The 5,939-nt window shown below is 41.3% G+C and carries 8 protein-coding genes; all 8 read right to left on the reverse strand.

Translation table 11 applies throughout. The annotated features are described in order from the left end of the window. Positions 1-135 precede the first annotated feature (135 nt). Positions 136-813 carry a GAD-like domain-containing protein gene (locus tag CEX98_RS14305; RefSeq protein ID WP_088531447.1) on the reverse strand — a complete coding sequence of 226 codons (678 nt, stop codon included), beginning with the start codon at positions 811-813 and terminating at the stop codon, positions 136-138. A gap of 13 nt (positions 814-826) precedes the next feature. Continuing rightward, positions 827-1,804, reverse strand: a complete 978-nt coding sequence (locus CEX98_RS14310; protein WP_242441709.1) for a polymorphic toxin type 15 domain-containing protein — start codon at positions 1,802-1,804, stop codon at positions 827-829. Next, positions 1,770-2,027 (reverse strand): hypothetical protein, encoded by a 258-nt coding sequence (locus tag CEX98_RS14315; RefSeq protein ID WP_143484345.1) that lies wholly within the window; start codon positions 2,025-2,027, stop codon positions 1,770-1,772. Before CEX98_RS14315 ends, CEX98_RS14310 begins: the two co-directional genes overlap by 35 nt. Before the next feature lie 88 nt (positions 2,028-2,115). Further along, the gene (locus tag CEX98_RS14320) at positions 2,116-2,601 is read right to left on the reverse strand and encodes a PoNe immunity protein domain-containing protein (RefSeq protein WP_242441710.1); all 486 of its coding nucleotides are present in this window, start codon (positions 2,599-2,601) and stop codon (positions 2,116-2,118) included. 62 nt (positions 2,602-2,663) lie between these two features. Next, positions 2,664-3,062, reverse strand: coding sequence for an immunity 22 family protein (locus tag CEX98_RS14325; protein WP_099642741.1), 399 nt, complete (start codon positions 3,060-3,062; stop codon positions 2,664-2,666). An 11-nt stretch (positions 3,063-3,073) separates the two neighbouring features. After that, positions 3,074-3,823, reverse strand: a complete 750-nt coding sequence (locus CEX98_RS23285; RefSeq protein ID WP_242441711.1) for a hypothetical protein — start codon at positions 3,821-3,823, stop codon at positions 3,074-3,076. Positions 3,824-4,228: 405 nt separating this feature from the next. Continuing rightward, positions 4,229-4,915, reverse strand: coding sequence for a GAD-like domain-containing protein (locus tag CEX98_RS14335; RefSeq protein WP_095727606.1), 687 nt, complete (start codon positions 4,913-4,915; stop codon positions 4,229-4,231). Then, on the reverse strand, positions 4,916-5,939 hold a 1,024-nt coding region (locus tag CEX98_RS14340; protein WP_242441712.1), incomplete at its 5' end, for a polymorphic toxin type 15 domain-containing protein.

The following is a 5,939-nucleotide window of genomic DNA, read 5'->3' on the forward strand; positions in this document are numbered from 1 at the left end:
GTGGCACTTACGTCAATTTGATTAGCGATGAGTTCAAAGTTAATCATCATCGCATTTTCAATTAATAAGTAAGTGTTTTTAGTGGTAAGGAGTTAAGTGGTTTTTATTTGCTACTTTAAATAACAGGAGCATTTATTATGAATAAGCCTTAGCTATAAGCCCTTGTTGGTCTAGTATTTCTTTCTGACCAAATGATGCTAATACACTTAGATGGGCGAAAATATTTACTTTACTGACATTGTCAATGGTAGGCTGCCCACCAAGAAAAAAAGCGGGTTCAAAAGCATACATTTCGTTATATTTTAATTGAGATAATCGAAGTTTACATTTCTCAAAAAGTAAGCCTCCACTCGTATCATCTATATCCAGCGATGTTGGCCTTTTTGCACCAAAGAAAAACTGTATGGCATCGTTTTCTTCTCCAACTGCTATGTCTTCGGCATTACCTTCTTTCTCTATAATCCAACCGTGAGATGGGTCGATTAGATATTTATGTCCAAATTTCTCTCCCCATAAGAATAGCTCTCCAAAAGCACTGCGAGCAATTACATAATATGTGTCTTGCTCGATGATACCTATATCTCCAAGCCATGCATCTAAGGTATCTTCAAAATCATCGGGATTAGTTAACCAAAAAAGTCCTTCCCCGAAACCAGAAAATCCGTATTCACTCCAATATTCTAATAATCTAGTAGGTAGTTTACCTTCAAACTTTTTTATTATTTCTGCTGGGGCTTGATTTTTTTCACTAGGCTCTTCAAACTTTTCAAGAAACCACTCGAAATCTTCATCTATTTCAAATTGTTTGGTCATTATTCTAACCTCCTTACTTACACCGTTCTAATTCTATATTCATTTGGGTGGTAGGGCCCATTGTTCTCAACGCAACCCTTGCTGCCTCATCCATACCGGAAACTCTCCCCCCTTTAGACCACTGAGAACCGAGAGAGGAGTTTACATTTTTATTTCCGAGTTTGTTGATCTTATCACTACCGCCCGCTATCAGGTCAGGATCATGTAAAGCAGCTAACTGAGACATTTGTTCTTTTAGCTTCTCTGTTGCGACTTTATCAGCATTTCGACCTTTAATACCCTGCTTTCTCAAACTTTTTAATATTGATTCATACATTTCGTCCTCTAACTTCTTTCTTGCTGATACTTGTGCCATTCCGCCATTCGTTAGAATTTTTCTTGCTTTTTTATGTCCATGCTCTTTAACAAGGTCAGTCAAGGTTTTACGGTTTTCTAAATATTGTTCAACCGTCATTTTATTGATGCCGTGCTGCTGAGCTTTTAGTTGTTTATAAAACTCTTTTTCTAGAGCTTGCTTACCACCCTTAAAGTTCTTCGCTAAGTCTTCGCCTGGCATGAAGCAAGGAGGTCTATACTTCTTCATTTTTATAGCTTTGAGTTTAGCCCTCGGCAACTCATTCCCTTTTGGCGGCTCCAACTCATCGGCTTTGGCTTTGGTTGGCTTATCGGTAACGCCTCGAATTGGTGATTGACCCTGATACTCATCCAGTGCTTTATTAACTCGCTGCCCGATTTCTTGGGCGGCTTGTTGTATATGCTGGTCGATTTTGGGGGTGACATCGTCTAGGCGTTTAACCGTGGCTTGCATGCCTTCGATGGCGGCGTCTGGGAGCAGTAGGTCGTAGTGCCAGCTGGTAGACATTTCGTCGAGTGAATCGCGCAAGCCTTTGACGATATTTTTAACTTCCGTGGCGGATTGTTTTCCTAGGTCTTGCCAGTTGATGTTTCTTAGGTATTTAACAGGGTCGCCTTTGCCGAGCTTGCGAAGCACTGCAAGCGCAGCCGAGAGGGATTCTCCGGTATTTTTTTAAGATGACCTTACCAACGCCTTTGACAGCTGAGCCCACAATTGGCACTAAACCAATGCCGGTGAGGGTAAACGCAAGCCAAGCGTCGGTGTCGTTGGCTTCATCATCGTCGGTCAGTAACATGACATTGGCGATGATATCTCGTAAATCCATGACTTGGTCGATAATCGGTATCATGGAAATCAAGGTGCCTACCACGATTTGTGACGTGGAGGGCTAGGGGGGCTGGCCCTACAACGTCCAAACAGTTTCTTAAAAAATTATTCGCAAAGGTTTATCTGATTAAATCAATTGGTATATAAACGCTATCTTCTAAGGATTCCTTGTGTATCTTTAGAACATTAGCGGTTAACGCTAATTCAAAGCACCAATAACCAATATAATAATCCGTGTACTCGAATTCGCATTCACAGTTATGATTATCATGCCAGTCAGCTAAGTTCTCTAACTTGCTGTACCAATTTTGTGCAAATTGGTTGAGTAAATCAGGCTTTTGTTCATTGGGTACTGTAAAAGTGAGTGAAAGATTTTGATAAATTTCAGGGTAATAGAGTGTGGGCGAAATAGGTCTATCGTTATCACCAAGTGCAATGGCTACATTATCAAGTAAGGTGTCTTTGCCGCGTTCGCCAATAACATCGAGCACTTCTTGGATATGAGCTGGAGCGACATCACAGGCTTGTAAAAGTGCCAGCCACCACAAAGTGTAGATATAACGATTGATATTAGGGGAGCCGACAGCATCGATTTGCCCGTCCAACTTTTCAAAAGCATGGCGGTATATTTGATGATTCGCAGGTAACCTAGGCCTTAGAACTGATTCTAATCATCTTCCTCATAAGCAAATGAACCGATAAAAACAGGGTCACTTTGAACAGAGCGTGTTGTTTTTTTAGGGTCATAATCAAAATCAAACTGACAAACAAGCCACTTTGCTTTGGTAATACCGATTGACTTAGCAGAGTCTATGGCACTTTTTTCAAAGGAACTTGCATAAGATATTTCTGTAAAAAGTTCAGCAATATCGACAACTCCTGACTCTATATACTCAGATTCTTGATTTGCTAAGTCATAATAACCAACGCCACACAGATCTTGTAGAACATCAACTTCTACAGATTCATCCGCAGCTTCAACTCCAAGCCATATAGAAACAACACCTTCTTTTTCAAACCCCTGAGTATAATAGTCGTCTTCTTCTACATATTTCTCTTTGGTCATTTTAATACGCCTTATTTATGAAATCCTTTAGGTAATGAATTATAACCACCTTCAATCCACATTTCAGCCCACTCCCTGATATTATTTTTAAAGTCGTCTAGACTTTCGGATCTTTTTATTATTTTTTGCAATTGATTGTGGACTTTTTTCGAATTTGGAGCTCTTGATCCCTTAATTCCTGTCACATGCTTCCAGCCCTTAGCCAGACTCTCATTGAGAGTCGATATAGGTATAGCAAAATCTTCTTGGACTTGCCTAGCACTAACTCCCCATTTACTCCACTGAGGAGCTTCGACAACCATAAGGAATTCGTGATTACCTCCTGAGCCCCTAAGCCCATCAGAGATTTTATTTTTGAACGACTGCTTTTTATACAGCTCGGAAAGCTCGTCAGGCGTTCTTGAGTCAAACCACTCATTGAACTTACCTGAAGAGAAAGAAGGAATATCTGACACTTCTAATTTATCAATGTTGAAATCGGAAGTTGAATTTTGGTTTTTAGCTCCCGGCAATTCATTCCCTTTTGGCGGTTCCAACTCATCGGCTTTGGCTTTGGTGGGTTTGTCGGTGACGCCTCGAATTGGTGATTGACCCTGATATTCATCCAGTGCTTTATTAACTCGCTGCCCGATTTCTTGGGCGGCTTGTTGCATGTGCTGGTCGATTTTGGGGGTAACGTCGTCTAGGCGTTTAACCGTGGCTTGCATGCCTTCGATGGCGGCGTCTGGGAGCAGTAGGTCGTAGTGCCAACTGGTAGACATTTCGTCGAGTGAATCGCGCAGGCCTTTGACGATGTTTTTAACTTCCGTGGCGGATTGTTTTCCTAGGTCTTGCCAGTTGATGTCTCTTAGGTATTTAACTGGGTCGCCTTTACCGACTTTTCTTTGGGTAAAAAGCCGCAGTACTGCAAGCGCAGCGGAGAGTGATTCTCCGGTATTTTTTTAAGATAACTTTGACTATGGTTGTGGTATGTCTTGGGCTTCTATTTGTGACTTTGTCTTACCACTGCATATCATCTCAACAAAACAGTTGAAAGTTAGCTACCGTGGTTTCTCTAATTAAACATGTAAACGAAAGCAGCAAAAGAAATTTGGTGAGAAGTGTAGGCTAGGAGGATGATTGAACCTAGCCTCACAACATCTATGCATTAAAGGACTTAAAAAGTGCTATTGGTTATGGGGTAATTGGTTAGATAGCGCAACGATATCGGCCATAACACGCTTCTCTCCAAGGTCCGCTAAGAAAGCTAAATGTTCCGTGGCTTTTACCTTTTGGAGATTCTCAAGCTTAGGTTCGCCACCAAGGGCAAGAGCTGGCACGAAGCCATAGATTTCTCCATTTTCAAGTGGGCCTAGCTTTTCGACAGCACGTTCAAAAAGAGGTTGTTCATTGTGATCTGTTAAATCAATTTCGGAGCTAACTTTATTTGCAAAAAATAAATCTAAAGTTAGTTCTTTTCCATCTTCAATAAACTCTTGATCGTTAAATGTTGGAAAAATCATACCATAACAGCTTGTTATCGATAGGCTATTACCCGAGTTCTTTCCCCAAATATACACTTCTCCAAAAGCGTCAATGGCTATTACGGAGAAGTTATCCAAACCATCTCTTTGCATTTGCTCAAATCTAGTGCTTTTCAGCCATGAGTCTAAAACATCTTGATAATCAGCTGGGTTTACCATCCATAGCCGTCCAGCTCCCCAGCCACAAAAGCCGTACTCTTTCCAATATTCTAGCAAGTTATCAGGCAATAAGCCTTTATACGCTTTAATATCTTCACCTGTCGGCTTGATCTCTTTAATTGCAGGTCCAAAACCGCCAAAGTTATAAAATTCTTCAAAGTATTCGTTCATCTACTTACACCTGTACAAGTTCATATTTAATTTTGCATCTGGACCCAATGCCTTTAGTGCTTTCTCTGCTTCATTATCCATTAGCTCAACACGACTCAACATAGTCTTTTTACCTGAGTCATCAAAACCTTTTTTATTCCATCGTGCGCCAATAGATTGGTTAACACTGGCGTCGCCTAAATCAACAACTTCATCTAGTCCCCCTGCAATCATATCAGGGTTATGCAAAGCATTCAGAGTCTTCATGTCCAACCTTGCAAGTGCTTCTGCTTGATCCGAAAGCTCCTGACCACTTAATCTATTCTCTTTTCTTAGTTTATTCTTATATTTATTAATTAATTTACTTTTAAACTTTTCTCTAGCCGCCTTCTGCGCCTTTCCAGTTCCTTTTCGTCCAATCTTTTTATAAGCATCGCGATTTTCAAGATACTGTTTTACAGTCATGCTATTTAGCCCGTCCATTTGTCCCTTTAATTGGCGGTCATATTCAACAGCGGTTCCTTTGGCATTCTTTTTAAAACAAGGCACATTGTATTGTGGCATACGTTTTATTGAAGCCCCCGGCAACTCATTCCCTTTTGGCGGCTCCAATTCATCAGCCTTGGCTTTGGTGGGCTTATCAGTGACGCCTCGAATTGGTGATTGGCCTTGATATTCATCCAGTGCTTTATTAACTCGCTGTCCAATTTCTTGGGCGGCTTGTTGCATATGCTGGTCGATTTTGGGGGTAACGTCGTCTAGGCGTTTAACCGTGGCTTGCATGCCTTCGATGGCGGCGTCTGGGAGTAGTAGGTCGTAGTGCCAACTGGTAGACATTTCGTCGAGTGAATCGCGCAGGCCTTTGACGATGTTTTTTACTTCCGTAGCGGATTGTTTTCCTAGGTCTTGCCAGTTGATGTTTCTTAGGTATTTAACCGGGTCGCCTTTACCTAGCTTGCGTAAAACGGCAAGCGCTGCTGAGAGGGATTCTCCAGTATTTTTTAAGATAACCTTTCCTACGCCTTTGACAGCTGAGCCTACAATT

The organism is Pseudoalteromonas piscicida (assembly GCF_002744175.1).
Classification (GTDB): Bacteria; Pseudomonadota; Gammaproteobacteria; order Enterobacterales; family Alteromonadaceae; genus Pseudoalteromonas; species Pseudoalteromonas piscicida_B.

What these genes read in the sequence shown, in the direction of transcription:
- CEX98_RS14305 (WP_088531447.1), bottom strand. Translation starts at nt 813, where the DNA reads ATGACCAAACAATTTGAAATAGATGAAGATTTCGAGTGGTTTCTTGAA.
- CEX98_RS14325 (WP_099642741.1), bottom strand. Translation starts at nt 3,062, where the DNA reads ATGACCAAAGAGAAATATGTAGAAGAAGACGACTATTATACTCAGGGG.
- CEX98_RS23285 (WP_242441711.1), bottom strand. Translation starts at nt 3,823, where the DNA reads ATGTCTACCAGTTGGCACTACGACCTACTGCTCCCAGACGCCGCCATC.
- CEX98_RS14335 (WP_095727606.1), bottom strand. Translation starts at nt 4,915, where the DNA reads ATGAACGAATACTTTGAAGAATTTTATAACTTTGGCGGTTTTGGACCT.